The sequence below is a fragment of the Desulfopila sp. IMCC35006 genome (genome assembly GCF_005116645.1).
Lineage (GTDB): Bacteria > Desulfobacterota > Desulfobulbia > Desulfobulbales > Desulfocapsaceae > Desulforhopalus_A.
The window spans coordinates 144,695-169,707 of sequence record NZ_SWCM01000007.1; the positions used below are offsets into that span (position 1 = coordinate 144,695).

25 protein-coding genes and 1 tRNA gene are annotated in these 25,013 nt (G+C 49.1%); 10 read left to right on the forward strand and 16 right to left on the reverse strand.

What is annotated here, in order from left to right; translation table 11 throughout:
- Positions 1–156: 156 nt before the first annotated feature.
- From tsaA to tpx, 6 genes are all read right to left on the reverse strand, one after another.
- Complete coding sequence (gene tsaA, locus FCL47_RS13550; RefSeq protein WP_240744241.1) at positions 157–729, reverse strand: tRNA (N6-threonylcarbamoyladenosine(37)-N6)-methyltransferase TrmO; 573 nt, start codon at positions 727–729, stop codon at positions 157–159.
- Complete coding sequence (eno, locus tag FCL47_RS13555; protein ID WP_136814052.1) at positions 695–1,966, reverse strand: phosphopyruvate hydratase; 1,272 nt, start codon at positions 1,964–1,966, stop codon at positions 695–697. Before eno ends, tsaA begins: the two co-directional genes overlap by 35 nt.
- 188 nt (positions 1,967–2,154) lie before the next feature.
- On the reverse strand, positions 2,155–2,745 hold the full coding sequence (locus tag FCL47_RS13560) for a manganese efflux pump MntP family protein (RefSeq protein ID WP_136814053.1): 591 nt from the start codon (positions 2,743–2,745) through the stop codon (positions 2,155–2,157).
- A 52-nt stretch (positions 2,746–2,797) separates the two neighbouring features.
- The gene (locus FCL47_RS25440) at positions 2,798–3,265 is read right to left on the reverse strand and encodes a methylated-DNA--[protein]-cysteine S-methyltransferase (RefSeq protein ID WP_304992079.1); all 468 of its coding nucleotides are present in this window, start codon (positions 3,263–3,265) and stop codon (positions 2,798–2,800) included.
- Positions 3,266–3,285: 20 nt separating this feature from the next.
- Positions 3,286–3,891 carry a cyclopropane-fatty-acyl-phospholipid synthase family protein gene (locus FCL47_RS13570; RefSeq protein WP_136814055.1) on the reverse strand — a complete coding sequence of 202 codons (606 nt, stop codon included), beginning with the start codon at positions 3,889–3,891 and terminating at the stop codon, positions 3,286–3,288.
- 13 nt (positions 3,892–3,904) lie between these two features.
- Positions 3,905–4,408 carry a thiol peroxidase gene (tpx, locus tag FCL47_RS13575; RefSeq protein ID WP_136814056.1) on the reverse strand — a complete coding sequence of 168 codons (504 nt, stop codon included), beginning with the start codon at positions 4,406–4,408 and terminating at the stop codon, positions 3,905–3,907.
- A 411-nt stretch (positions 4,409–4,819) separates the two neighbouring features.
- On the opposite strand from tpx, the gene FCL47_RS13580 reads away from it, so the two are divergent.
- The 6 genes from FCL47_RS13580 to FCL47_RS13605 all read left to right on the forward strand — a co-directional run bounded on the left by FCL47_RS13580 (position 4,820) and on the right by FCL47_RS13605 (position 11,664).
- The gene (locus FCL47_RS13580) at positions 4,820–5,914 is read left to right on the forward strand and encodes a deoxyguanosinetriphosphate triphosphohydrolase (RefSeq protein ID WP_136814057.1); all 1,095 of its coding nucleotides are present in this window, start codon (positions 4,820–4,822) and stop codon (positions 5,912–5,914) included.
- A 121-nt stretch (positions 5,915–6,035) separates the two neighbouring features.
- Entirely contained in the window at positions 6,036–8,705 is a 2,670-nt protein-coding gene (locus tag FCL47_RS13585) for a valine--tRNA ligase (RefSeq protein ID WP_136814058.1), read from the forward strand.
- Positions 8,706–8,964: 259 nt separating this feature from the next.
- On the forward strand, positions 8,965–9,801 hold the full coding sequence (nadC, locus tag FCL47_RS13590) for a carboxylating nicotinate-nucleotide diphosphorylase (RefSeq protein ID WP_136814059.1): 837 nt from the start codon (positions 8,965–8,967) through the stop codon (positions 9,799–9,801).
- A gap of 245 nt (positions 9,802–10,046) precedes the next feature.
- Complete coding sequence (locus FCL47_RS13595; protein ID WP_136814060.1) at positions 10,047–10,835, forward strand: hypothetical protein; 789 nt, start codon at positions 10,047–10,049, stop codon at positions 10,833–10,835.
- Positions 10,836–10,917: 82 nt separating this feature from the next.
- Positions 10,918–10,993: transfer RNA gene (locus FCL47_RS13600), tRNA-Phe, on the forward strand.
- A 113-nt stretch (positions 10,994–11,106) separates the two neighbouring features.
- Complete coding sequence (locus FCL47_RS13605) at positions 11,107–11,664, forward strand: hypothetical protein (RefSeq protein WP_136814061.1); 558 nt, start codon at positions 11,107–11,109, stop codon at positions 11,662–11,664.
- Positions 11,665–12,131: 467 nt separating this feature from the next.
- On the opposite strand, the gene FCL47_RS13610 is transcribed toward FCL47_RS13605, so the two are convergent.
- Positions 12,132–12,347 carry an RND transporter gene (locus tag FCL47_RS13610; protein ID WP_136814062.1) on the reverse strand — a complete coding sequence of 72 codons (216 nt, stop codon included), beginning with the start codon at positions 12,345–12,347 and terminating at the stop codon, positions 12,132–12,134.
- Positions 12,348–12,902: 555 nt separating this feature from the next.
- Between FCL47_RS13610 and FCL47_RS13615 the strand changes: the two genes are divergently transcribed.
- Positions 12,903–13,919 (forward strand): NAD(P)-dependent alcohol dehydrogenase, encoded by a 1,017-nt coding sequence (locus FCL47_RS13615; RefSeq protein ID WP_136814063.1) that lies wholly within the window; start codon positions 12,903–12,905, stop codon positions 13,917–13,919.
- Between the two features lie 441 nt (positions 13,920–14,360).
- On the opposite strand, the gene FCL47_RS13620 is transcribed toward FCL47_RS13615, so the two are convergent.
- The 6 genes from FCL47_RS13620 to FCL47_RS13640 all read right to left on the reverse strand — a co-directional run bounded on the left by FCL47_RS13620 (position 14,361) and on the right by FCL47_RS13640 (position 18,049).
- The gene (locus tag FCL47_RS13620; protein ID WP_136814064.1) at positions 14,361–14,912 is read right to left on the reverse strand and encodes a putative glycolipid-binding domain-containing protein; all 552 of its coding nucleotides are present in this window, start codon (positions 14,910–14,912) and stop codon (positions 14,361–14,363) included.
- Between the two features lie 160 nt (positions 14,913–15,072).
- Complete coding sequence (locus tag FCL47_RS25660; RefSeq protein ID WP_136814065.1) at positions 15,073–15,492, reverse strand: GFA family protein; 420 nt, start codon at positions 15,490–15,492, stop codon at positions 15,073–15,075.
- A 388-nt stretch (positions 15,493–15,880) separates the two neighbouring features.
- Positions 15,881–16,189, reverse strand: a complete 309-nt coding sequence (locus tag FCL47_RS13630) for an addiction module antidote protein (RefSeq protein WP_136814066.1) — start codon at positions 16,187–16,189, stop codon at positions 15,881–15,883.
- Positions 16,176–16,520 carry a type II toxin-antitoxin system RelE/ParE family toxin gene (locus FCL47_RS13635; RefSeq protein ID WP_073617069.1) on the reverse strand — a complete coding sequence of 115 codons (345 nt, stop codon included), beginning with the start codon at positions 16,518–16,520 and terminating at the stop codon, positions 16,176–16,178. Before FCL47_RS13635 ends, FCL47_RS13630 begins: the two co-directional genes overlap by 14 nt.
- Positions 16,521–16,940: 420 nt before the next feature.
- Complete coding sequence (locus tag FCL47_RS25330; RefSeq protein ID WP_255580690.1) at positions 16,941–17,063, reverse strand: hypothetical protein; 123 nt, start codon at positions 17,061–17,063, stop codon at positions 16,941–16,943.
- 62 nt (positions 17,064–17,125) lie between these two features.
- On the reverse strand, positions 17,126–18,049 hold the full coding sequence (locus FCL47_RS13640; protein ID WP_205747316.1) for an alpha/beta fold hydrolase: 924 nt from the start codon (positions 18,047–18,049) through the stop codon (positions 17,126–17,128).
- 534 nt (positions 18,050–18,583) lie between these two features.
- On the opposite strand from FCL47_RS13640, the gene FCL47_RS13645 reads away from it, so the two are divergent.
- Positions 18,584–19,195 (forward strand): antibiotic biosynthesis monooxygenase, encoded by a 612-nt coding sequence (locus FCL47_RS13645; RefSeq protein ID WP_136814067.1) that lies wholly within the window; start codon positions 18,584–18,586, stop codon positions 19,193–19,195.
- A gap of 297 nt (positions 19,196–19,492) precedes the next feature.
- The gene (locus FCL47_RS24405; protein ID WP_153306370.1) at positions 19,493–19,633 is read left to right on the forward strand and encodes a hypothetical protein; all 141 of its coding nucleotides are present in this window, start codon (positions 19,493–19,495) and stop codon (positions 19,631–19,633) included.
- A gap of 40 nt (positions 19,634–19,673) precedes the next feature.
- Here FCL47_RS24405 and FCL47_RS13650 read toward each other — a convergent pair whose 3' ends face one another.
- Both FCL47_RS13650 and FCL47_RS13655 read right to left on the reverse strand, forming a co-directional pair.
- Positions 19,674–20,162, reverse strand: coding sequence for an integrase core domain-containing protein (locus FCL47_RS13650; RefSeq protein WP_167496488.1), 489 nt, complete (start codon positions 20,160–20,162; stop codon positions 19,674–19,676).
- A 29-nt stretch (positions 20,163–20,191) separates the two neighbouring features.
- Positions 20,192–21,193, reverse strand: a complete 1,002-nt coding sequence (locus FCL47_RS13655) for a zinc-binding alcohol dehydrogenase family protein (RefSeq protein ID WP_136814069.1) — start codon at positions 21,191–21,193, stop codon at positions 20,192–20,194.
- Between the two features lie 217 nt (positions 21,194–21,410).
- On the opposite strand from FCL47_RS13655, the gene FCL47_RS13660 reads away from it, so the two are divergent.
- Complete coding sequence (locus FCL47_RS13660) at positions 21,411–22,307, forward strand: LysR family transcriptional regulator (RefSeq protein ID WP_136814070.1); 897 nt, start codon at positions 21,411–21,413, stop codon at positions 22,305–22,307.
- Positions 22,308–23,034: 727 nt separating this feature from the next.
- Here FCL47_RS13660 and FCL47_RS13665 read toward each other — a convergent pair.
- On the reverse strand, positions 23,035–24,636 hold the full coding sequence (locus FCL47_RS13665) for a sigma 54-interacting transcriptional regulator (RefSeq protein WP_136814071.1): 1,602 nt from the start codon (positions 24,634–24,636) through the stop codon (positions 23,035–23,037).
- Between the last annotated feature and the right edge of the window lie 377 nt (positions 24,637–25,013).

The window sequence follows — 25,013 nt, forward strand, 5'->3', positions numbered from 1 at the left end:
CTCCTTGGTAGTTTTTTCCCATTTCAGATAAGCCCGGAAAATGGGACGAAAGCCGGGTAAAAAACAGTACCAGAGTAGCATACTCTGTATGTGATTAAAACTCCTGTCAATGTTCACCAGGATATTTTTTTATAAATATGTTTTCCCGCTTCTCTGTCATCCAACAAAACGTGCGTCGGAACGTTTGCGGCTCACGTCCTCGGCCGAACCTTGCATCCAGCCGGAACGACTGTTCTGTACCGCATCAAAAGCAGCGATATACGGTTTGATGTCGAGCAGGGGCGATCCATTGAGAACATCAATCCCCTGAACAGTGATAATGTTTTTTTCAACACCAACAAGTTTGACAATGGATATGCCGATATGGTTGGGTCGTAGAGGGGATCTGGTCGCAAAAACCCCCCTCGGACTGGTGTCCATGAAAGGAGTCACCGTCAGGGCTGTTCGTTTCGCCATATGAAACGTATAGAGCAGGTAGATATGGCTGAATCCGTCCAGGTCTGCCAGGCCTGCAAGGTACTGTTCTTCCAGTTCGACGGTGCCTGTTATCCCCTCAGCCCCTTTCGGCTGAATCGGCATATCTTCTAGCGTGTTAAACGGAGTGTGAATGATTCCAATTGGTTGCATAAGTATGACCGGGGCGGGAGTCTTTCTCTCCGGTCCCGGCATGTTCTCCTCTGTGGTCAGGGTAGTATTACCAGTAATACAGGGCGGAGCCGCCAAGATCATGTTCGATTTCCAGCAGTCGGTTGTATTTGGCGATACGCTCGCTCCGGGAGGCCGAGCCGGTTTTTAACTGGCCACCGTCCATGGCCACGGCGAAGTCGGCGAGGAAGGTGTCTTCGGTTTCGCCCGAACGATGGGAAATAAAATAGTGCCATCCGGCGTCACGGCACATCCGCACGGCATCGATACTCTCGGAAACTGTGCCGATCTGGTTGAGTTTGATCAGCACCGAGTTGGCGGTTTTTTCTTTGATGCCCCTGGCAATGTATTTGGTGTTGGTGACGAAGATATCGTCCCCGACGATATCGATCTTGTGGCCGACCTGCTCGGTGAACTGTTTAAAGCCCTGCCAATCGTTTTCCGCCAGAGGGTCTTCCCAGGAGACGATCGGGTATTTGTCTACCCATTTAACGCCCATGGCAATCAGGTCTGCCGAGGTCATTTTGCCAGCCCCCGATTTGGTGAGGTCGTAGGCGCTGGTGAGGTCGGTGGAAAAAGAACTTGCGGCACTGTCGAGGGCAATGGAGATATCCTTTCCCGGAGTGTAGCCAGCTTTTTCGATAGCCTCCATGATAATATCCATGACCGCGTCATTACTCTCAAGATTTGGCGCAAAACCGCCCTCGTCACCGACACTGGTTGCCAGGCCACGACTTTTTAATATTTTTTTCAGGACATGAAAAGTCTCTGCGATATATCTGAGGCCTTCGCCAAAAGATGGCGCACCGACCGGAACAGCCATAAACTCCTGGATGTCAACGCTGTTGTCGGCATGGGCGCCGCCGTTGATAATATTCATCGCCGGCACCGGAATTCTTCTCGCCCCTGTTCCTCCAAGGTATCGATAGAGCGGTATTCCGATTGATTGCGAGGCAGCGCGGGCAACCGCCATGGATACGCCAAGAATTGCGTTGGCCCCCAGTTTTGATTTATTGTCAGTTCCATCAAGGTCGATCATTTTGTGATCCACCGCCAGCTGCTCGGTCGCCGACATACCAATCAGCGCCGGGCTGATCACGGTATTGACATTTTTTACCGCTTTTAGCACTCCTTTGCCGAGATATCTGGTCTGATCGCCATCGCGCAATTCAATGGCTTCGTTTTCGCCGGTACTGGCTCCTGAAGGGACAGACGCAGCGGCCTGGGTGCCATCACTCAGTTCTACAAATACCCGTACAGTCGGGTTGCCCCGGGAATCGAGTATCTCCATTCCCCGTACCGCAGTGATTGTATCTTTCATGGATATTTCCCCTGTTTGGAATTGATGATCGGATGCGCTGTTCTGCCACGCTCGGCGTGGCAGAACAAAAAAGGATAATTCAATCAGCTGACATAATAAACATAGAAAGGAAGAGGTCAAATGGATGTTGGGTGCTGCCACGCAAAAGTGCACCATATATTGCTGCAGGCGGTTATTTCGCGACGCCATCAAAAAAGAATGGCAAAGACATCGTTTTCTCGAAGAATATTCAACCCGATAGCCCAGAGAACCAGACCGCCTGTTATCTCGGCCCAGGTGGAGAGCCAGGTCAGGCGGGCGACCCGCTTGCCTAAGTGCAGTCCGACAATGGTAAAAAGTCCGGCAACCATGCCGATGATCATGGCCGGATAGGCGATAGACACCCGCAGCATCGACATGGACAGGCCGACCGCCAGGGCGTCAATGCTGGTGGCAACGGAGAGCATCACCATGGTCATACCCTTCGTTGCATCCTTGACAGGTTTGGTCTGATCCTCCTCCTCATCAGCCAGGATCGCCTCTTTGAGCATATTGGAGCCGACCAGGGCAAGCATGATGAAGGCCACCCAGTGGGCATAGGCGGCCACATAGGTTTCAATTGAGGCGCCGAGGCCCCAGCCGATAACCGGCATCAGGGCCTGGAAAAGACCGAAATGCCAGGATAACCGGAAAGTCTGGCGCACGCTGACCTGTTTTAAGTTGACTCCGGTGGCTATGGCCACGGCAAAGGCATCCATTGCCAGCGCCACGGCAATTCCAAGGGTGGTTAATATATGCATGCTGAATATTCCAGAATCTTTTCACGGCGTATAGGATTGCGCGTGCAGAGGGTCAGGCCTCAAGGTCAAGGAGCTGTTTTTTTATCTTCAGACCACCACCAAAACCGGTAAGAGATCCATCTTTACCGATGACCCGGTGACAGGGAACTATTATCGGCAGGGGATTTTTGGCGTTGGCCAGGCCGACCGCCCGACATGCCTTGGGATTCCCGATCCGTTTGGCAATCTCGCCATAGCTCGCGGTCTGGCCAAAGGGAATTCTGCACAGTTCCTGCCACACGCTTTTCTGAAACACTGTCCCTTCTGGGGCAATTTTTAAATCAAACTGCTGACGGCTGCCACTAAAATATTCGGCGAGCTGCTGGAGAGCCTGTTGGAAACATTCCTCATCGTATTGCCAGTCTTCAGGGATCTGTAATTGTTCCACTGTATTGGGGAAGTGCAGTTCTTCCAGCACGCCATCAGCACCGGCAAGCAGCAGTTTACCTATGGAACTCTCATAATAGCAATATTGTTTCAAGGTTTTCTCCTTTGTCAGCACTACATTTTTACGGCAATGAGCTGGGCAACTGCACCGAGGCCGGTGTGCAACCGTCCTTCGTGTATCTCCCGTTCTACTTCGAGCAGATGGGTGATCTGCAGCTGCGCCAGCTCTTTTTTCAGATCGATTATTTCCAGTAATAGCTCTTTTACGGGAGGCCCCCCCGTCCCATGATTGAGCTGGCGGGGGGTATATCCTTCGAGAAGGAAGACGCCGTTTTTTTTCAGGCTTGACGGTATCTGGCCATGCACCTGCCGGCGGACAGGGGGCGGAAGATGACAGAAAATGGAAATGACTGCATTGTAGGTGTCGGGCAGGAGTTGGTATTCGGCCAGGTCGGCGACATGGGTGGTGATTGTCACCCCTCGGTCTGCAGCAAGCCTTTGGGCCTTCTGCAGACCGAGGGTCGAGTAGTCCACCGCCGTAACCGTATAGCCCTGCCGGGCGAGGAAGACACTGTTTCTGCCTTCTCCGTCGCCAAGGCATAAGACTTTTCCGGCCGGTGGCAGTTGCTTCAGGGATGCCGCCAGAAAATCGTTTGGCTCGGTGCCGTAGGCATAACCGGCTTCACTGTACCGTTCATCCCATTTGCTTCTCGGGGTCATTGTTTTTTTCAGGTTATGCGGCAAGAGATTGCAGTGCCGCCTGGTAATCAGGCTCCTGACCTATTTCCGGAACCTGTTCGGTATATTTCACCTTTCCTTGCGGATCGATAACCACTACCGCCCTGGCAAGAATTCCGGCAAGCGGGCCGGTGGTAATGGTCTGGCCATAGTTTTTGCCGAAGTCTGCAGCCCGGAAAACCGACAAAGGGATAACCTTGTCCAGTCCTTCCGCCTCGCAGAATCTTTTAAAGGCAAAGGGGAGATCGGCTGAAATGCAAAGTACAACCGAATTGGCATGGCTGCTCGCTTCACTGTTGAATTTGCGGGCGGAGGCTGCGCAGACACCGGTATCGATAGACGGGAAGATGTTGAGGACGACGTTTTTCCCTCGATAATCCTTCAGGCTTGTTTCCGAGAGATCGGTTTTAACCAGGGTGAAATCCGGCGCTGCCGAGCCGATGGCAGGGAGCGATCCGACTGTTTCAATTGCATTGCCTTTGAGAGTGATCTTGGCCATTTGGGTCTCCTTGAGAAATAATTTAACAGCATGGGGAACAATAAACTCGTCAAAACAGATAATGATTACCACTAAAGCTCATATCCCTCCGGACCTTCTGTGCTGCACGAGCGTGGTAATCAAAAAACATATTGCACAGCAATTTCTACGCAATAGAAGTTCTTACTTTTTACCGGCTTGTCAACCGTTCTGGTGGAAAATAACCGTCTGGAAACTGACAGCTGTTATTTTACCCCTGGAAGGAGGACACTTGTTGCCGGTTTAAATTTGAACAGCATGATATTGTTTGAAAAGCATTGAAATCACGGGCCGGTCATGGTTTAACATCGATGAGATGTTTTAGGTAAGTCGTGGGTGAGGCAGCACAAAGTTTTACCCATGGTGGATTAACACGGTCACCAGAGTGAGCTTATGTCTTTCGTACCGGTCATTGGGAAATCGATAAAAAAGCAGCTGGAGGATCGGGAAGAAAAAATCCTCTCGCCGTTTGCCGCACTCAACAAAAATTCCTCCGGTCGACATCTTGAAGAAGAAGAGGTGATGTCCGACATACGTCTGCCCTTTCAGCGTGACCGGGACCGAATAACCCATTCCAAGACCTTTCGCCGTCTCAAGCATAAGACGCAGGTGTTTCTCGCCCCAACCGGGGATCACTATCGCACGAGATTGACGCACGTACTCGAGGTTTCCCAGATCGCCAGGACCATTGCCTCAGCCCTTTGCCTGAACGAACCGTTGACGGAAGCTATCGCTCTCGGCCACGATCTCGGGCATACTCCTTTTGGCCACGCCGGGGAAGTGACCCTCAATGAACTGCATCCCAGTGGTTTTCGGCATTATGTGCATAGTCTGCGGGTCGTTGATTTTCTGGAAAATAACGGCAAAGGCCTGAATCTCACCTTTGAGGTGCGTAATGGCATTGTCCGCCACTCCAAGGGGCGTGCCGATATCCTGCCAAAGGACAAATCCGAATGCGCGGTGACTCTTGAAGGCCAGGTGGTCCGATTGGCTGATATAATTGCCTACGTCAATCATGATCTGGACGATGCCTTAAGAGCGGGAATCTTGATCGAAGGCGACCTCCCCGCCAGAATCAAAGAAGCTGTTGGCGAACGGCATTCAAAACGTATCGGCTCGATGGTCCGTGACCTGATCGTTGAAACTCTGGCGGCTGACGACGGTGATCTGCATATCAGTGACGGGGTGCTTGAAGCCATTAACGATCTGCGTACATTTCTCTACGACAATGTCTATACCTATTATAAAGTCCATAATGAGTTCATCAAAGCACAGCGCATCATCTCCCATCTTTACAACTATTTCATGGAAAACGGCATAGTACGGCTCAGAAACAACAAGTGGGAGACGACCATCGACGAAGAGACCTGGTCGGATGAGAAAAAGGTCCATCGTGCGGTTTGCGATTATGTGGCCGGGATGACCGATCGCTATGCCCTGTCCATCTATAAGTATATTTTTCTCCCTGAACCCTGGAGCGCGAAGTAACCTCTTTCGCCTCGTCTGGAAAAACTGTTGAATTCTGACGCCTTCGTAGTTAATCTCAGAAATGGTGCGCCATTGTGGCGCAGTATACAATAAATAAATCAATAATAACCGATTGTGCAATATGACTAAGAACGAAGAACTGTTGAGTAAAGGCTATGAATTTGCCGAAATAGAAGAAAAGTGGCTGAGCAAGTGGCAGGAATCGGCAAGTTTTGCCGCCAAAATGGAACCAGGCAAACCGGCCTTTTCAATAGTTATTCCCCCGCCAAACGTTACCGGCGTGCTGCATGTCGGCCATGCCTTAAACAATACCTTGCAGGATATCCTGACCCGTTATCATCGCATGTGCGGTGACAACACCCTGTGGGTGCCGGGAACCGATCATGCCGGTATTGCCACCCAGAATGTTGTTGAACGTCAGCTTGCCGGCGAGGGCAAAACCAGGGACGATCTCGGCCGGGATGCCTTTATCGACAAAGTCTGGGAGTGGCGCACAGAAAAGGGCGGCACGATCATCAATCAATTGCAGAAGCTTGGCGCCTCCTGTGACTGGGAGCGGGAGCGATTTACCATGGACGAAGGGCTTTCCCTGGCGGTTCGGGAAGTCTTTGTCCGGCTCTTTAAGGAAGGGCTTATCTACAAGGGTGATTATATTGTCAACTGGTGCCCGCGTTGCCGTACGGCGCTGTCTGATGACGAGGTGGAGCACGAGGATGCCAAAGGCAAGCTGTATCATATTCGCTATCCCTATGCCGACGGCTCCGGTTCCGTCGTCGTTGCGACCACCAGACCGGAAACGATGCTGGGCGATACCGGGGTGGCGGTGCATCCGGATGATGAACGATATCGGCATCTGGGTAAAATAGGGATTAAGCTGCCGTTGACCAACAGAACCATTCCGGTGGTTTTTGATGAGCATGTTGACCGGGAATTCGGTACGGGCGCGCTGAAAGTGACTCCCTCTCACGACCGGGATGATTATGAAATCGGTCTGCGCCATTCACTGGCCCGCTTGAAGGTCATGGACGACAGCGGGGTGATGAATGCGGCTGCCGGGGAGTACTGCGGGCTGGATCGTTTTGCCTGCCGTAAAAAAGTAGTCGAAGATCTGGACCGTCTCGGCTTTCTTGAAAAAATAGAAGACTACGACCACGCAGTCGGCCACTGCTATCGCTGTAAAACGGTCAGCGAGCCGACCACCTCGGTACAGTGGTTCGTGTCGGTCAAGCCTCTTGCCGAAAAGGCGGTGGCGGCGGTTAAAGACGGACGGATAAACATCTATCCCAAAACCTGGTACAACACCTTTTACAGCTGGATGGATAATATTCGTGACTGGTGTATTTCCCGGCAGATCTGGTGGGGCCATCGTATTCCCGCCTGGACCTGTGATGCCTGTGGGGAGTTGATAGTTGAGTCCGAAGATCCGACGGTCTGCCCGAAATGTGCATCGACGAAGCTTACCAGAGAGACGGATGTGCTCGATACCTGGTTTTCTTCGGCGCTCTGGCCATTTTCCACCATGGGCTGGCCTGAGAACACCAAGGAATTGGCGATCTTTTACCCGACCTCGGTACTCATCACCAGTTTTGACATCCTCTTTTTCTGGGTAGCCAGGATGATGATGATGGGGCTGCATTTTATGGACGAAGTGCCCTTTAAGGATGTCTATCTGCACGCCCTGGTACGGGATAAGTTCGGCAAAAAGATGTCCAAGTCGACCGGCAACGTTATCGATCCGCTGGTTGTGATGCGGGAATACGGCACGGATGCCATGCGTTTCACCCTGACTGCATTTGCCGCCCAGGGTAGAGAAATCAAACTTGACGAAGAGCGGATTGAGGGCTATCGCCACTTTATCAATAAAATCTGGAATGCCGCCCGTTTTGCCTTGATGCATGTCAGTGACTGCGACGAGTCGATAAAAGATGTGGTGCATCATCCGGAAAAACTGCCCTTGGTGCACCAGTGGATTCTCAGTCGGACTGCGACGGCTATCGCCGAGGTGCGGCTGGCTCTTGAAGAGTATCGGTTTAACGACGTTGCCTCGGTCAACTATCAGTTTATCTGGCATGAGTTTTGTGACTGGTACCTTGAGTGGATTAAAGCCGATCTGTTCAGTAATGATCCGGTGGCCAAGCGTCAGGCCCAGGGTACTTTGCTGGTCGTTCTGGAGACGATTGTGAAACTTATCCATCCGGTTACCCCCTTTGTCTCTGAAGAAATATGGTCGGTATTGCCCGGCAAAAGACAGCTGCTTGCCACCAGCGCCTTTCCGGAAAAAGAAGAGAGCTGGCTCAACCCTGAAGCGGTTGTTCAGATGGAAATGCTGATGGGGATTATCACCGGCATAAGAAATATCCGCGCCGAGGCTGATGTGCATCCTTCAATGAAAATTGACGCCCTCGTGATTTGTGCCGACCCGCAAAAGGCTGACTGTATCACTCGATTTACCGCGGCTATTACCGATATGACGAGACTGCAGAGCCTGACCATCCGGCAGCAGGCGGAGAAGCCGGCCGATGCCGCGACCTATATTTATAACGATATAGAAATTTTCGTACCGCTCAAGGGGCTGGTTGATGTCGAAAGTGAACTCGCCAAGCTGATGCGGGAGCGGAAAAAAGTCGAGGCCAAGCTCGACCAGGTCAACGGCAAGCTGTCGAACAAGAAGTTTCTCGCCAATGCCCCGGATGAAGTTGTCGCCAAAGAACAGGAGAAGAAGGCGGAACTCGATGCCAAAATGGCGAAGATAGTGGAAGCTGAAGAGCGTCTGAAAAATTTAGCGACTTAGAAATACTTCTCTTGTGCTCTTTACAAGAGAAGTATTTCGTGAAGGAGCTTATCCCCGCACAGCACGGGGACTGAAAGGAGTACCCGTCAAGCGAGTATTAAAAAAAATCCCGCAAAGCAGTTGGGCGGGATTAGTGGTTTTTTCTTAAAGTATCCTGTGCGTTTCGCAAGAAGATTATCGCGCGTAGGAGCATATGCCCCCGCCGATGGGAGGGGGCCGCACTTTTCGGCGGGATTATAAAACAAGAATGGAATAGGGAATGGATAAAAATCTTCTTCATGGCATGATCAGAGAGTTCCTTCGTGAGGATGTGGGCAGGGGCGATCTCACCAGTGAGTCAATATTTTCTGAGTTTGACCACGGCAGCGCCCGGCTCGTCGCGCGCGATTCTTTCATTGTTGCCGGGGCAACGACTGTTGCCGCCGAGGTATTCAAGGTCCAGAACCCGTCGATTCTTGCCATTGACGCGGTAGCCGATGGTACCAGGTCCAGACCGATGATGGAGCTGCTCACCGTCAGCGGTCCGGTCATCGACCTGTTGAAAGCCGAGCGGGTGGCGCTCAATCTGCTGCAGCGGTTGTCAGGGATTGCGACACTCACCGCCCGTTTTGTCGATAAGGTCAAGGGGACTTCGGTGCGTATCACCGATACGCGAAAAACCACGCCGGGCCTGCGGGTTCTTGAAAAATACGCTGTGCGGGCTGGGGGGGGTGCCAATCATCGATTCAACCTCGCCGATGGGGTTCTGATAAAAGATAACCATATCGCGGCCTGCGGCAGTATCCGGGAGGCGGTTGACAGGGTGCGGGGGAAGATTCCGCATACCATTCGGGTGGAAGTGGAAACGGACAGCCTTGACCAGGTGGAAGAGTGTCTGACATGTGGCGTGGATATCATCATGCTTGACAATATGAGTCCGGACATGATGACCAGGGCAGTGAAGATGATCAATGGGCGTGCTCTGGTGGAGGCGTCCGGGAACGTCAATCTTGAGACGGTTGAATCGATTGCGGGGACCGGTGTCGATATTATCTCCATTGGTGCCTTGACTCATTCTGCCCCCGCCTGCGATATCGGTATGGATTGGTCGTTCTGAAAAGAGTTGGATTTTCTCTGCTTTGTCGTTGGAACATCCCGCAAACAGCCAGCCGATGGCATGCAGTTTTCCTGCGGATAATTTCTTGATTATTGTAGTGGAAATATGCGATACTCGAATGATACTGTTATAGCCTGTTTGGAAATTGAAACAATTTAACCCCCCATAATAGGGAAATAAGCCGGAGCCAAAGAATGGATTTTCTTAGTTACTTGCCGGCAAGTTATACAAAGAGGTACTAGAGCATGCGTTGCCCGAAATGTGGATACATCTCCTTTGATCATCTGGACAAATGTCGTAATTGTAATAAAAATATCGAAACGATATCTGCTGGGCTGTTTGGTTCCACCTATAATATTGAGGCACCGACCTTTCTCAAGTTTAATCGCGAACAGAGAGAGGATCCATCGGCAGAGATGGGACTTTCCGATGAGAGACCTTTCATTGCCGACGATGAGTATGTCGACGATGAGCTGGCGATTCTGGTCGAAGAAGGTGACGCTGAAGAAGAGGGTGAAATTAATTTCACAGGAGATAAGCCGGCTGGCGTGGCATTTTCGGACGTAAAAGAACAGGATGATGGCGAGATTGAAATTGATTTCAGTCAGTTTGAAGATACCGACGAGCAGGCGGATATCTTCGGGGAAGATGAAAGTGAACAGGAGCAGGCAAAGCGAGATTCTCTGAAAATTGACATCCCGCCGGCATTGTCCGATATGTCCGATCTTGCACCTCCTGCAAAAAGCATCGAGAAAGATGCGGAGTTTTCCGGAGCGCCGGCTGATCCTGATTTCTCAGACCTGGATCTGGATGATCTGAGTTTTGATCTGGGTCTGGATGGTCTTGATGATACTGAGAAAAAGACCCCGGCTGTAGCGGAAAAAAATGTATTATCCCTTGATGAACTTGATTTTGCCAATACGCTGGCAGAAAGCGACCTGGATACTGGAGAAAAAAAAGAAGACCTGGATCTGGACCTGGATCTGGATTTTGATCTTGATCTTGGTGGCCTGTCGATTCATAAAGATGTTTAATAGAACGACATTAAGAAAAAAGACTAGAAAATTGGTTGACACTGATATCGAAGTCGGGTAAATAACCCTCTCCATATGAGGTGCCGGGATAGCTCAGTCGGTAGAGCAACGGACTGAAAATCCGTGTGTCCCTGGTTCGATTCCTGGTCCCGGCACCAGTAAATTCAAGGGCTTAATCAGTATTATTAACTGATTAAGCCCTTTTTTATTTGGGCCTGTTCCATTTCTCACTGCTGTTTCCTGCTTTCTCTTTGGATTAATTGACATTAAAGTGGAACAAAAATGGAACAAAAATATCTCAAATAAGATGCTGGAGGTGGCTGTCATGGCGCGCATTCAGGCCCGTAAAGGGAAAAAGAGGACAACCTATACGGCAACGGTACGGGTACAAGGTTTTGATCCAATAGCAAGAACCTTTGATACAAAGGGTGAAGCGAAGAACTGGGCGGCCGATATCGAAAAAGAGATGCGAATGGGCCGATATTGTCTGGCTATCAATAGAGATGCGCGGTTGAGAGTAGTTGCTCCCGCTACGATTCAAAAGGAATTTGCTTTACTTTCGCATTTATTTAATATCGCTCGCCGTGAATGGGGATTGCCTTTGGAAAATCCGGTTCTGGAGGTAAGCAAACCCCGAATAAGAAATAATCGTACTCGTTTTCTTTCCAAGGAAGAGGCACAATTGCTTTTAGATTGTGCTAAAAGAAGCAAAAGTAAGAAATTATATCCATTTACACCATACATTGACAAAAGAAAGGGCTTGAGTTTCAAGCCCAAGAGGTTGACCGAAGTGCGGACAATAAGAAAGAATGAGGCTCATCAGGTGTAGAAACCTGAACTTAATCTGAAAGATTCCAGTATCAAGTTTTAATCTCATCTGACAATTCGATTTTACATTATCTTTGGTAAGCTCTCGTTTGCGGTTACTCCATTTCTGGGCAATTCCATTGAAACGGGAAGATCTAGCTTGTCAGGAAAAACATCAAATCGCCCTGACAGACACTTCTTTTAACTTGCCAATTGTAAGGTCCAATGGTTGTTCAACGATCTTGTTTAATTTAAAACAGTATTCTGCGACTGTGCTCAGCAGTTATGAGAATCCAGTTTCTTATGTAGCAAATTTTAAGACCTTCAAGGAATACTTCTGCTCAAAATTTGCTGGTATAGGGTCGGTTCGATAGCTTTGGCCTCAATTCTGTCTACTCGCAGATTGCGCCTACAAAATTCCTCGAAGAGACGGCGAAAAGAAAAGATCATCACCTCCGGAAAACAGCAGTAGTATTGATTGGATGAGTACTAGCGAAAGATACTGCGTCCCATTTTCATAACAAGAAGTGCTATTGGGCTTGCGTGCATAATTAAATCAAATATATCGATAGGCTTATTCAGGTTGCCACTGACGAGCATCACTATTTTTTCGATGAGATGCGGTACAGGTGTAAATGGAGCAAACCCTAAAGTTAACGACAGAATTACAAGTAAGGAAAAAGGTATCTTATCTAGCCAATGCATTTTTGCTATCTCTCCTTCTTCACAAGGATTATTCGTATCAAATCTTCACTGATGGTAGATCTGACTTTATCTGTTGTAATAAACCTTGTCGGACAAGTCCGTCAACAAATTCTGTTACAAACTTGACGTAGTGATTCTCATTTGACAGCAGCACGCTGGGTTGCACAAAACAGTCTTGGCTACAAATTACCTTGCCAAAAAGGACAGTCGATTGTGGATGGGGTATTGTTTAAGGTTTTTTTGAAGGAAAATAATGACCTCCGTACAGATAAATTCAAGCATGGCCGTGTGATCAGAACTCTTTCTTTTCAAAAAAGTTGAAAGGTGCTCCTTGTTAGAAGCTCAGGAAGAAGCTCGATCTATGCAGGGGGGGGCTCTCACCAAGACTTGCCAATGGAAATCTTGCAGGGTTGAAATCATTTTGGAATCATTGTTTGTCCCTCTTGTCGGCCCATCTTTAAAGTTATTCGGGAACGGATTTTTCACTTAAAGACTTGTACAATTTTCCAGGACCACTTTATATGTCTAAGACATCAGCTAAAACAGGAGGATAAGATGAGAGTGTTTCAGGTCGAAGATAACTGGTCTATGGAAAATGCGCGTATAGGCTCGCGGCCGGATCCCCTACCTGGTCCAGGAGAAATACGTATAAAAATGAAAGCATCAGCCCTGAATTACCGAGACCTAATTGTTCCTGAGCGTGGTTATGGATCAAGGATGAAAACCCTGCCGTTGATCATGCTGAGCGATGGTGTTGGTATTGTCGAATCCCTGGGCGAGGGGGTCAAGCATCTAAGGGTTGGAGACCGTGTTTGCCCGCTTTTCTTCCAAAGTTGGATAGGTGGAGGAGAGCCTAATAAGAAGAAACTTTTGCTCAGCTTGGGATGTGAAATGGATGGAACGATGGCTGAGTTTATGGTGCTCCCCGAAGGAGGTGTAGCGCTTGCTCCAGCCCACTTGGATGACCTGGAAGCTTCTTCTCTTCCCACTGCAGCAGTGACCGCATGGCGAGCGTTGGTGACGGAAGGTGGTGTCAAGCCCGGTGATAAAGTATTAGTCCAGGGTACGGGTGGTGTTTCGCTCTTTGCCTTGCAGTTTGCAAAAATACTTGGAGCTTCTGTGATTCTAATTTCATCCAGTGACGATAAATTGTCGAAAGTACGTGTAATGGGCGTCGATGAAACCCTTAACTATCGGAGCATCCCGGAGTGGGGCAAACGAGTTCGCGAAATTGCGGGAGGAGATGGCGTTGACCATATTGTCGAGGTCGGTGGACAGGGTACTTTGCCTCAATCCCTTCGCGCTATCCGAACTGGGGGAACGATAAGTTTGATCGGTGTGCTTGCTGGGGGAAAGATGGACATACCACTCGGACCTATTGTGACTCGCCATGTTCGATTGCAAGGAATCACCGTCGGAAACCGCGATGATTTCTCCAATATGGCCAAGGCAATTGCCCATCACAGGCTTCACCCCGCAATTGATCGAACTTTTGCGTTTGATGAGATTCACCATGCGCTAGAACACCTTTCTAGTGGTCAGCATTTTGGCAAGATTACGATTAAACATTGAATAGTCCAGCTGGAGTTTGGCTACTAGATTCAAGAAACCTTGGATGAGGTATATTTTATACTCATGGTGCACCTCCTGTATATTTGAGAAAAAGCGGCAATGGCCCACAGGTAGTGATACCATAAAAATGCAATTGGTGATCATTTGCGGTGAATGGGCATCAGGAAGAACCTTAACCAGACCATCTACACAAGACCCCTATGGTTGGCAGTGCAAATCTTCGGTCGGAGATTACTCGATACTGTTGTTGGATCGGGTGTGTTGCCTCACAACCGATCATCAGTTAGTATCTTTCACGCTGCCTGACACTTCCCCCGACGTGACCAGCAAAAATGCCCGGTAGAATTTCTTATTGGAATTTGGATAAGATTTATAGATCAGGAGCTATCTTGACTTTGAAAATATAGATAAATGTGTCATTTCAAGACGTGGCTCCTATTTTTATCCCTCTGTCTTCCACAGATCCGGGTAGCTTGTCACAAATCCCACCACGTTCACCTCGATCATTCGCACGAAGGTACCGTCGCCCGACTCATACCGATACGTGCTCTTTCCCACGCGCCGGTACACTTGCTGAAGAAGCTCGAACGTGAATGAGGGGAAAGGAAGCCACGCTGCTCTCACCTCCGCACGCTCTCCAACTGCCAACGAAAGTCGCCGGATTGGGAGGAGGTTCGTAGACGGGCTGAATCCTAGATCAATGTCTATGCAGCCTGCGACGACAGCGCACTCCACTCCGTTCAGGAACCATCTCCGTTCCGAATCGACGGATACACCAAGATCGATCTCTCGGTCCCCGACCGCTCCCGCCACCTGAGCTGAGGTCGTCCGCCAGCCAGAATCAGCGATCACAAGGTAGTCGAGCTTGCAAGGATGCCGCTCGTATGTGAATTGCGCTGTCCCGGACAGTTCCCAGCCTCCATCCCGCGGACTTAGTTTTCCGGTCTCATGGCCCGGAAGGTCTAACCTGCGCCAAAATATCGTGTCGGTCATCGTTCATGCACCCAGGCCGAGCAGCAAGGCCACATAACGTAAAAATCAGCAGTTTATCCAGTGCATTATTTTGCTATTTATATTAAATCCGTTCTCTTTTTAATATGTTACCGTTTTATCTATTTCCCTCTATCCTTTGGTACACCACGTTGGAAGCAGTTCAGGAGGGCGGAGGACCTTCAGGGAATCTCGGTAACGTATCTCCGTCACACGTCCATTCCGTGCGCGAGTCCCAGTATATGCGTGCTTGAGGTTTGATAGGGATAGTGTCATCCGATGAGCCTGCAGGGATCACCACTGCGTTCAATTCAGGAACAAATCGTGCAACCGGACTACCACATTCAGTACAGAATTGTCGGGAAAACCGTAAAGCATCAGGCACTTTAAATCGTTTGAGTAGCGATTCTCCATGAGTAAACACGAGCGTTGCGTTTGTCATTATCAGATTGGAAGCATGTCCTGTTCCTGAAGACTTCCTGCATCGTGAACAGTGGCAGTGATAAAAACGCTGAAGATCTCCGGCCACTTCGTATTTTACAACACCGCATAAACAGCTACCTCTAAGTTTTACCTGCGACATTTTTTTTCCTCAGGATATATTTTGCTGGAGTTTATTGGTTTTCACTCGATCATAACCGAATGAATCCGTTACAGACAGGAGTTTTTCCGCGATCATCGAGGAAGAAGTTACTCCATTTCAATCAAACCGGATGCAAGATAGTACTTTCTTAACAGTGTGGGAAGACAGCGACTTGACAGATCATTTCATGTTTCAGTTAGTATCTTGCATGCTGCCTGACATAAAAATCCGACTTAAAAAGAGAATGTAGCTCACCTCTCGCCGCTGCAACTAATAGATTTCCGTGTCATTTCCGACAATGAATCACTCTGGGCTATTCGGTTTCAGCGATTTCGCCCGCAAGTATAAGGAGGATCTTGTCGGAATTGGTGGGCTTAAGCGTTGTGTTCTAGGCATTCAATTTTTGCGGTGACAACCGATAGCCCATGGCGTGCATAATGGCGTTGATACTGGAAAGCGCAGGGTTGCCGTTTTCGGAAAGAGCTTTTTGTACACCTTTTCGGCTTAATCCTGATTCTTCAGCTATTTTGGTCACGCCTTTTACACGGCTTAAGACGCGCAGTGAAGAGAGCAGCGCCCCTGTGTTACTGTCCTCGGCATAGGCTTCGAAAATGAGTTTGATATAGTCGTCGATCTCTTCCGGATGGTCTCGAAAATACGATTCTTCAACAGCATTGAAGGTTCTATAATTTTTCATTATTTAAATACTCCCGCCAATAGGCTTTTGCTTTTTTGATGTCTTGTGCCTGGCTCCCTTTGTCGCCGCCACAGAGCAGGACAACAATGTTTTCTGCATCTTCCCCGAAATAAACCCGATAGCCAGCCCCAAAGAACATTCGTAATTCGCTAACACCCTCACCAACCGGTTCACAGTCGCCAAAGTTTCCCTGCTCTAGGCGTGTAATACGAACAAGGATGCGCTTGCGCCCCATAACGTCTTTCAATCCATAAAGCCACTCTGTGAAAGGTTCCTTGCCATCTTTATCGGCAAAGACAATAACACGCGGTGGTTTTGCCAATCTTGCCACTTTTATCTCTCCTTACATTATAACACTGCGTACCTCGGTACGCAACATGAGTATAGATAATTATTTTTATGATTAAAGATAACAGGTTTTAGAACCTTAAACATTCAAAGTATCAAAAAACTGTCCTGCAGCACTTTCGGATTAGATATTTTTATTCTGCATGGTATCAAAAAGAAAGACCTTGGTCAGTGCCGGTGTGATCTACACCCACTTGCCGTTGTTTTGATTCAACCCTCCTGGGCGATCTGCGAGGTAAAACTCCCTGTTTGTTTTTATAGAGATGGATTCCGTGCGCATGAAATACAACCGCCCGGGTTGAGCTATACGGTTTAAGCCTGATACAGACTGATCGTCAGTTACTATCAACCACGTTGCCTATCCCATCTTTCGAAGTGACCATCGAACACTTTCTCTAAATATCTATGGCCAGTTGTTGTTCAGGATTTGATAGGAAATGGACCTGTCAAGAATCATCGACGCACGACCCACATCAGCTGCGGCGCGAAGCGCCGTCAGCTGCATGTTATCGTTGGGCGGGGACATTACTGGAGTCTTATGCTGGCACTAGGCAATCTCCTTCAGAGCCCTCAGCGAAAACGACCGCTTCAGAGGAAGTTGCACAGGGCATCCATGGTCTCTTGGGGACGCTCTTCCATAAGCCAATGTCCGGTGCCCTGCAGCTCGACAACCGTCACGTCGGTCGCCACCCGCTTCATCTGCGGGCCGAGGATGGCCGCGCTCGCCTTTTCGCCGGCGATCGACAGGACGGGCATGGTCAATTGGGCCTGAGCCATCTCGGCAAAGCGCAGTGCCGTATCCGGCCATGCGGCGAAATAGGCCCACCCTGCGTGCATGCGGCCCGGACGGGAATAGGCGGCGACATAGGCGTCGCGGTCGATCACGGGAAGTGAGTGTGTCTTGTCAGCCGCCAGGTCGTTCCAGAAGTAGTCGAAGTAGATAGGCTCCCGACCCTGTACCAGAGCCTCCGGCGTCGGACCATTGAAGCGGAAGTGCCACATGTTCGGGTTGTTGTACGCGAGCTCCCAGCCCGGTACCCCTGGTAGGAAAGCATCCATCACCACGAGCTTCTCGACTTCGGCTGGGAACTGCGCAGCATATGCGTACGCGACCATCAGGCCGATGTCGTGCCCGACGATTCGGGCTTTGGTGACGCCGAGCGACTTCACAAGGGCATGGACGCGAATGGCTGCTGTCTTCATATCGAAGCCGTCCTTGGGAATGTCGGATTCTCCAATGCCGGGCAGATCCGGCGCGATAGCGGTGAACTTGTCGGTGAGCCTTGGAAAGAGGGGGCGCCACATTCGACTCGTTTGTGTGTAGCCATGCAAAAGAATCACCGCGGGGCCTTTACCGGCAGTAAGATAGTGCAGCCTCAAACCGTCGACATCTGCAAAGCGTGACTCGATAGCGTCTCCGTTATGTTTGTCCTGCGCCATAACCAGTGACGCCGCCAAGAGAAAGGTGGCTAGGAGGACTGTCGTCCTCTTTGTTCTGAAACTGGTCTTCATATTTGTGGCCTCCAGAGCGCGTTTCCTGACGAACCTACGATGGTTGGCAGCGCACTAAGGTATTGCTGAGAATCCTCGTGCCATGGTCCGTTTGGTTCGTACAACGGCCCGCTTGAGAGGCTTTTGTGGAGTGGCAGCGTAGCAAAAGTTCCTCAATCGGTGGTCCGGCGCTACTTATTATTTACGATCTCTACTCACCAAATTTTCGTGCCTGTGTGTCTTATTTTTTTAACATTGCCACCATTTTGACAATTTGCACGCTTTCATCATTCCAAATCTCGACTTTCATATCACAATAAGTGCATTCAATTGTAGAAACACTTGAATATTTTCTGATCTTTAAAAATTGCTATTCAAATTCAATTGAATCTTGTGTCATGATAACCACAATAATTTCATTTTCCACAAAGCCCTCAAAAGGAATACCATGAGAGTTCACCGGTGCCACGTCTTGCGGCGTCTGGTATAATGGACGGGTTCGACGTATTCTCAGCATCAAGGCCGGCTTGGCACACTTCGGGTATGAGAAGCAGCATGATATCGTGTCTGTGCAATGGTGGTCACACTTTGAGCAAGAATATTGAAAAACTGGATCAGGTAAATAATGGCGCCACCGCTGTAATTACCCATCGAATCCGCGCAGGCAGGGAATCGCAATACGAGGATTGGCTGAACGAAATCGGCCCTCTGTGCAGAAGCTCAGCAGGTCACCTTGATTGGCATATTATTCGTCCCATCCTTGGTCTCACTGCGACATATACCGTTATTATCCGCTTTGATACACGTAATCACCTGCAGGATTGGATGGACTCCGATCACCGAAAGCGTTTGATAGAAAAGGTCAAGCCTATCCTTGCCAAAGATGACGATTTTTTCATAAAAAGTGGTCTCGACTTTTGGTTCACGCCGGATGGGGCCAGGGCGAAAGTGCCTGTTCGTTGGAAACAGGCCATTGTAACCTGGTCGGCAATTTATCCGCTGGTGCTTGTGGTGCCGTTACTTGTCGTACCGCTTCTTCGGTTTTTGGGCCTTTCGCAAGATCGCTATCTCGATACATTATTTATTAGCGGAACAGTCGTTATTCTCATGGTGTATATGATAATGCCTCGCTACACCAAGCTAGTGCACCGGTGGCTGTTTAATTGATTCGATGAGAAAAATCTAAATAATAGAAGTAATGTTCTTTACTCTTTGCCCAGAGTTTCGAAAGGTTATCTTCCAGGCTGGTTCTAGCTAACAACGCGTCTGATTATTAAAGGCTCCATTAGGGCAAGGTTGTGGTCATGATCAAATGTGTCCTCTTCAGGAATATGCTCGACCTGACAAATCTTTAACAGGTTTCTGGGGCTGAACAAATCTTCAATTTAGTTTTGCTTGAAACTGATGCAGCAGTATCAAGCGCGTGCTTACATAGAGACAAACTAGAGTGACAGGAACGCAAAAATGATGATCTTTAATCATATTCAACGTTTGCTGAAAGATGGCGAACTGCCTTACATCTCGCACGAGCATCCACCTGTTACCACAGTTGAAGATGCCAGGGCCAAAGTGCCACATTTAACAGAGGTGGCTCAATCTGTTTAGACAAGATTTTTTGATTTGTAAGTGGAATCTCCGCTCATGTCTATGCCGCCAATCTCATTGATGGCAGCAGTGCTTCATCTGCCTCACTGGGTGTTTTTTGGTTTATGCTGGAGTGGGGCCGGGAGTGGTTGTACCATCCCGGATAACGTATGATCGATCTGCGGGCCTCATTTACCGAGTCGGACGCATATAGATAGACTTCCTCATACTTCACCGTTTTCCATAACCGTTCGACAAAAATATTATCTCGCCAGGCTCCCTGGACATCCATGCTGAATCGACAGCCTTGGTTTATGACCAGCTGAACGAATTCATCGGCAGTAAACTGACTGCTCTGGTCGGTATTGATGATCTCTGGGGTACCATAGCGGGCAAACGCTTCCCGGAGGACATCGACCGCATGGCAGGATTCGAGTGAAATAGCAGGCTTGGGCGGCCTGCCTGAGTCATTTTTCGACCGAGTAGAAACTTCAGGCAAGGGGAGTGGTGGTGCGGCCCAAAAGTCGCCTTGAACAAGAAGCTTTATCAAGCCGCACGCTATGTTGATGGTTTGTTCCGCTATATTACAAGAACCTGCTTACCCATCATCGTTCCGCTCTCCTGATGGATATGCATCGCTTGGATATTTTCCGGAGTGAGACCATGGAGGGTCTTCTGACGGGTGGTAACCAGGGTCGAGTTATCAAGCAGGGAGGCCTCGGTTGCCAGCAGCTTGCCTTGTTCACCTATGTCCTCTGTCGCAAACATCGACCTTGTGTACATGAATTCCCAGAAAATGGCGATGCTCTTTAACTTGAAAACGGTGATATCGACAGGACCTGCCGGATCGTCGATCAAAACGATGCGGCCCTGCGGGCGAATGCATTCAGCCATCGCCTTCCAGTGCTGCTCCATCTGGGTCGCACAGTAGATGGCATCGACTTTGTCTGCACCGGCGGCCTTGAGTTCTTCTGCCAGGTTGTTCCTGTGGTTCAGGACAGTGTCTGCCCCAAGATTCTTGCACCAGTCAACGGTGTCAGGACGTGAGGCCGTGGCATATACCGTGAGGCCGGCCCAGCGGGCAAGTTGGATGGCGACCGAACCTACGCCGCCGGCACCACCGATGATCAGGATATTTTTCCCCCTATTCGCGTCCTTTTCAGCCGTAAAACCAAGCCGATCGAACAGTCCCTCCCAGGCGGTGATGGAAGTCAGAGGCATGGCTGCTGCGTCTTCGGGGGAGAGGGCTTTAGGTGCATGTGCAGTAATACGATAATCCACCAGGTGATATTCGCTGTTGGTACCGGGACGGTTCAACTCACCGGCGTAGTAAACTTTGTCCCCTTTCTTGAAATCGGTCACCCCGGTGCCGATCTTCTCGACAATGCCACAGCCATCCCAACCAAGCACCCGGTCTTCCTGAGTGCGTACGCGAACCTTGGTATCGACCGGGTTCATGCCGATGGCCGCAAGCCGGACCAGGAGATCCTTTGGCCCCGGTTCCGGTATCGGTTGCTCCTGAAAGTAAAAGGCATCACTGTCTTTGGCCTGACTTCCCTTTCTTGCGAGTATTGTTTTCATGATATCATATCCTCTATTTTTGTTGCTCTAAGCTATAGGAGTGAACCTGTGATCGAACTGCTCAGCCCCCAGATCGACATGGGCGAGGTCGTGACCATCTTCTCAAATATGTTTTTCCATGTCCGAGGAAATAGCGCAAAATACTGTGACCAGTATATCGGGTGGCTTTATAGTCACTATAAAAGGAAAAAGATCATGAGGTAAATTGATAGTTGTCATGCAGATTATGACGTTTTATCATTACCTGAATATGATGCCAATAGATCTCGACATAGACATGTTGCACTGTTTTGTGGAAGTTGCCGAAACGGGAAGCTTCACCCAGGCAGGAGTGAACATAGGCCTTACCCAGTCCGGGGTGAGCGTAAAGATTCGCCGGCTTGAAGAGCGCCTTTCCACTTCCGTCTTTAACCGCACAAGCAAGAGTCCCTCCCTCACCTATGAAGGGGACATGCTATTGGAGTATGCCAGGCGCATCCTGGCCGTGCATGACGAGACTGTCAGCCGTTTCACCCAGCCCAGGGCCACAGGCAGCCTTCGTGTGGGATTGATCGACTATTTTCTGCCGGACCTTCTCCCAGGGCTGCTGGGCAAGTTCAAGAAACAGTACCCCAATATCCATCTTGAGGTACGCACAGAGATGGGTATCCACTTGATACCGCGCTATGAACGAGGTGAGCTTGACCTGGTGGTGGCTGGCGGGGATTCTTACAGCGGCGAAGGTCGTGTTCTAGTCCAGGAACCGTTGGTCTGGGTGGTTGGTAGCGACGCCGATTTTTTTCAGGATGAGGTGATCCCGCTTGCCGTCTTGCCTTTGCAATGTAGCTTTAGAAAAATTGCGACGGAGCAGTTGGACAAGGTAAAACGAAGATGGGAAATCCTCTTTACCGGCACTTCGATCGCTAACATCCAGGCCGCCGTCCAGGCCGGAATAGGACTAGGAGTGCTTCCCAAGGGGGCACTCAAGGAAGGGATCAGAAAGGCGCCTGCCCATCTCAATTTACCAGAGCTGCCGATGTATTCTATCGTGATCTACACCGATGAGAAAAAGACCTACCCGGCCAGGGACATCTTTGTCACCTACCTCGAAGCAGAACTGAACAATCTTCCATAACAAATCTTTTTATCCGGCAATATACGATTCATTACGATCTTCCGTCATAAACACCTGTTCGGTTCAGAACATTATATTCAGATAGGGAGGTTCAGGGGGGGAGATGGCCTCAAATCAACCGACCTGTTTGCCGAGAAGGTCAGATGATTGCTCTGGCGTCCAATACAGATTGGAATGCCAGCCCTGGAAAGTCCTGGGAACAGTTTATGGATCTATCTTGTTTACCTTGCCCCAAGCAACCCTATTTGAATTTAATGACGGTCGAATAGAGACTATTCCTGAGAGGGTGGACACGCTTGCTTCCATGGAATTGTTCAGAAATAGAGCAACCACAAAACGGAGATATCCAAAGACAATATTTGTTTAAATTCCAGAAGAACGTTAGGAAATCAGCAAGTCAGCACAGCAGTAACGTCAAACCCAATTAGCAATTTTGTGCATTAAAGTCAAAATGTTATGGAAATTGGCCGATGTAGATATTTTCTAACTACCAGCGTTTATCACAAGAAATCAGGGGTCGACCAGTTCTTCCATCATCAATCTGGAACAACAGAAACAGGAGAATGCCCTCTATGAATTAAATGAGCTTTAGATTCGAGGTGGTATTTTAGCTAACTGGAGTCTGCAACCTTTCGAAGAAAGTTCTGTCTCTTCCCATCAACAGGTACGTTAGTGTTAAAGATAACCCTGAGGAATATGGCGATTGGTTCGCCAATCGGGGCCTTATCTAGTGATCATTCTCCGCTCTGATTATTTTCAGTGCTTTTATACGCGAAGACAAAGTCGTCGGTTTTACTCCTAAGAGCGAAGCTGCACCATCCGTTCCTCTTATTTTCCAGCTACAGAGTTTTAGAGCAGCAAGTATATTCTCGCGTTCTCTTTCTTTCATTTCGGCAAATGTAAAAACATTTTGAGGTGAAGTTGTTTCCGGGCTTGCCTGCTGATGCTGATCCTCGGCTGAAAAAAGGTTAGCAAACGACAAAGAACTGTGGCGGGAAAGGATAAGCGCGCGCTCTACAGTGTTTTCCAGTTCCCGCACATTGCCCGGCCAGTTGTATGACTTGAGACTCCTTACATGTTTTTCTTTTAACATTGGCACAGGAATCCCCAGCTTTGCTGTCAGCAGTTTAAGAAAATGTGAGGCAAGCAGGACGATATCTTCTCCACGTTCTCTAAGAGGTGGAACATTGATTGGAAAGACTGACAGCCGATAAAAAAGATCCTCGCGAAACGTCCCTTCCTGAATAGCCTTTTCCAGGTTTCTGTTCGTTGCCGCAATGATCCGCACATCAGTTGTATAGCTTTTATCGTCCCCAATCGGTTCGAACTCGCCCTCCTGTAAAACTCTTAAGAGCTTTACCTGGAGTTCCAGGGGAACTTCACCTATTTCATCAAGAAAAAGCGTCCCTTTATCGGCAAGTTGAAATCTGCCGAGTCGATCTTTCACCGCCCCAGTAAACGCACCTCTTAGATGACCGAAAAACTCACTTTCGAAAAGTTCTTTAGGGATTGCCGCACAGTTTACTCGTACCATTGGCATTTCTTTCCTTGCCGACCTACTGTGAATTTCTCGGGCAACAAGCTCCTTCCCGGTGCCTGATTCACCGAGAATCAGCACCGTCGTATCGGATTGGGCAACGAGATCTATCTGTTCCAACATTTTCTCAATCAATGGACTTTCACCGATTATTTCGTTGGAGCCATGGGTGATGCTGACCTCACGGCGCAGGTATTCATTTTCTAACTCCAGCTTGTTACGAAGTCGTCTGTTTTCTTCGAACGTACGTGCATTGGCGTATGCGGCTGCAGCGTTGTCGGCAAAAGCATGCAATATGTCAAAATCCGCCTGCTGAAGATATTTCCTGCTGAAAATGGCCAGAACGCCAAACAGTTCACCGCGAAAGAGCAAGGGTTGACCAGCAAAACTCTTCACTGCCTCCAGTCGGGCCCAGTCCGGATCCTTGAGCCAAGACGGTGACTGATCTACGTCTGTCAGCAACACTCCTTCGCCCGATGCGCCAATTTTTCCGACTTTTCTGACACCAATGGGAAACCTCCGGTACTTACCATCAAGCCTCATCGGTCTTGGTGTTGCAGAATTAATTGGAGTCCCGTCTGAGGCCACAAGATGCAGGCATTGCCGATGATCCGGACATTCGGCTCTTAAATAGCAGTCATCGCAGATATCTCCAGGCCTTTTCAACCAGACTCTGGCGAGAACCGTATTGGAAGAATCGGCAAGACCGGTGGCAATGCGCTGCAAGAGCGTTCCAATTGATTGTTCATTTGCAACAGAGAGCGCAATTTTTTGCAGAAATTCAGTGTTCATAGCAGTTTATTGCAGTGGTTATCATGGACGTGATCAGAATCCCACGGATTTTACAATAAATGGCAGCAGGTTAACACTATCAATTACATGCCTATGTGCAAAAGCTTTCTACAAAGAGGAGCTGAGACAGCAACTTTGAGGTCTTATTGTTCTCTTGGCAAGACTAGCCTAACTTATATTCACACTCAAAGCAGCATCTTTTATCCTTGGTAAACAAGGGTCCTCAAAGCGATGCCAATTCTACCTGGTGAGGGAGCATAGATCTTACCCGTCGACCAAACGAAGTTTCGTCGATTGCCAACGAGATCTCGTTTTAAGACGAGATCTCGTTATTCCCTGCCCGCATCACAGATTACAAAAACCAAACAATAACAGTA

What these genes read in the sequence shown, in the direction of transcription:
- tsaA (WP_240744241.1), bottom strand. Translation starts at nt 729, where the DNA reads ATGATCTTGGCGGCTCCGCCCTGTATTACTGGTAATACTACCCTGACC.
- eno (WP_136814052.1), bottom strand. Translation starts at nt 1,966, where the DNA reads ATGAAAGATACAATCACTGCGGTACGGGGAATGGAGATACTCGATTCC.
- FCL47_RS13560 (WP_136814053.1), bottom strand. Translation starts at nt 2,745, where the DNA reads ATGCATATATTAACCACCCTTGGAATTGCCGTGGCGCTGGCAATGGAT.
- FCL47_RS13570 (WP_136814055.1), bottom strand. Translation starts at nt 3,891, where the DNA reads ATGACCCCGAGAAGCAAATGGGATGAACGGTACAGTGAAGCCGGTTAT.
- tpx (WP_136814056.1), bottom strand. Translation starts at nt 4,408, where the DNA reads ATGGCCAAGATCACTCTCAAAGGCAATGCAATTGAAACAGTCGGATCG.
- FCL47_RS13580 (WP_136814057.1), top strand. Translation starts at nt 4,820, where the DNA reads ATGTCTTTCGTACCGGTCATTGGGAAATCGATAAAAAAGCAGCTGGAG.
- FCL47_RS13585 (WP_136814058.1), top strand. Translation starts at nt 6,036, where the DNA reads ATGACTAAGAACGAAGAACTGTTGAGTAAAGGCTATGAATTTGCCGAA.
- nadC (WP_136814059.1), top strand. Translation starts at nt 8,965, where the DNA reads ATGGATAAAAATCTTCTTCATGGCATGATCAGAGAGTTCCTTCGTGAG.
- FCL47_RS13595 (WP_136814060.1), top strand. Translation starts at nt 10,047, where the DNA reads ATGCGTTGCCCGAAATGTGGATACATCTCCTTTGATCATCTGGACAAA.
- FCL47_RS13610 (WP_136814062.1), bottom strand. Translation starts at nt 12,347, where the DNA reads ATGCATTGGCTAGATAAGATACCTTTTTCCTTACTTGTAATTCTGTCG.
- FCL47_RS13615 (WP_136814063.1), top strand. Translation starts at nt 12,903, where the DNA reads ATGAGAGTGTTTCAGGTCGAAGATAACTGGTCTATGGAAAATGCGCGT.
- FCL47_RS13620 (WP_136814064.1), bottom strand. Translation starts at nt 14,912, where the DNA reads ATGACCGACACGATATTTTGGCGCAGGTTAGACCTTCCGGGCCATGAG.
- FCL47_RS25660 (WP_136814065.1), bottom strand. Translation starts at nt 15,492, where the DNA reads ATGTCGCAGGTAAAACTTAGAGGTAGCTGTTTATGCGGTGTTGTAAAA.
- FCL47_RS13630 (WP_136814066.1), bottom strand. Translation starts at nt 16,189, where the DNA reads ATGAAAAATTATAGAACCTTCAATGCTGTTGAAGAATCGTATTTTCGA.
- FCL47_RS25330 (WP_255580690.1), bottom strand. Translation starts at nt 17,063, where the DNA reads ATGTCCCCGCCCAACGATAACATGCAGCTGACGGCGCTTCGCGCCGCA.
- FCL47_RS13640 (WP_205747316.1), bottom strand. Translation starts at nt 18,049, where the DNA reads ATGAAGACCAGTTTCAGAACAAAGAGGACGACAGTCCTCCTAGCCACC.
- FCL47_RS13645 (WP_136814067.1), top strand. Translation starts at nt 18,584, where the DNA reads ATGATATCGTGTCTGTGCAATGGTGGTCACACTTTGAGCAAGAATATT.
- FCL47_RS24405 (WP_153306370.1), top strand. Translation starts at nt 19,493, where the DNA reads ATGATGATCTTTAATCATATTCAACGTTTGCTGAAAGATGGCGAACTG.
- FCL47_RS13655 (WP_136814069.1), bottom strand. Translation starts at nt 21,193, where the DNA reads ATGAAAACAATACTCGCAAGAAAGGGAAGTCAGGCCAAAGACAGTGAT.
- FCL47_RS13660 (WP_136814070.1), top strand. Translation starts at nt 21,411, where the DNA reads ATGCAGATTATGACGTTTTATCATTACCTGAATATGATGCCAATAGAT.
- FCL47_RS13665 (WP_136814071.1), bottom strand. Translation starts at nt 24,636, where the DNA reads ATGAACACTGAATTTCTGCAAAAAATTGCGCTCTCTGTTGCAAATGAA.